At 34.7% G+C, this 551-nt stretch carries 1 protein-coding gene; it reads right to left on the bottom strand.

The features are described from left to right. Positions 1-244, bottom strand: a 244-nt coding sequence (locus GZ1_RS19440) for a hypothetical protein (protein ID WP_217996043.1), incomplete at its 3' end; no start/stop codon positions are given. Positions 245-551: the final 307 nt, after the last annotated feature.

Here is a 551-nt window from a genome sequence, read left to right as displayed (position 1 = left end):
TATATAGAGAGTTTCCATTAAGCATTAACGTCGTAGTTACTCCATGAGATGAAAGAGTAACTTTACTCGTCGTTTTTCCAACAGCCTTCACTTCACTAACAGGATACGCATTTGGAGTAATTCCTTTTATCGACGAAGATGCCGAAGATTCTGAAACATAAATATACGTGGAGCCTGTCCCTACTGTGGATATAGAAATTGATCCTTGAGCCGTCACTTTTCCGTTTTCTACTACTGCTCTCAAGTTTGCTTCATTGCTATAATGGATGGCATTTTCCTATAATTTTGAAACACTGTCTTTATTCTCTTCTGCAAAAACTCCTCCTGAAGAAAAAGAAATCAAAGAAGCGGACAAGGCTGTGGCAAGTCCGAATTTCAAAAACTTCATTTTCTTCATTTCCTATCCTCCATTTCTTATTTTTTTACAATTTCATTATAAATTATTAAAAATAAACTTTCAATCTCACATTTCGCACCCTAACAAGGTCAAAACAAAGGATTTTTTATTTAGTTTTTCAGAATAATTTTTTGACCAACACAACGAGCGATAG

This window comes from Geobacillus zalihae NBRC 101842 (assembly GCF_001544135.1).
Lineage (GTDB): Bacteria > Bacillota > Bacilli > Bacillales > Anoxybacillaceae > Geobacillus > Geobacillus zalihae.
The sequence above is the reverse complement of the archived record's forward strand: the minus strand, read 5'-3'. Positions and strand labels throughout refer to the sequence as shown.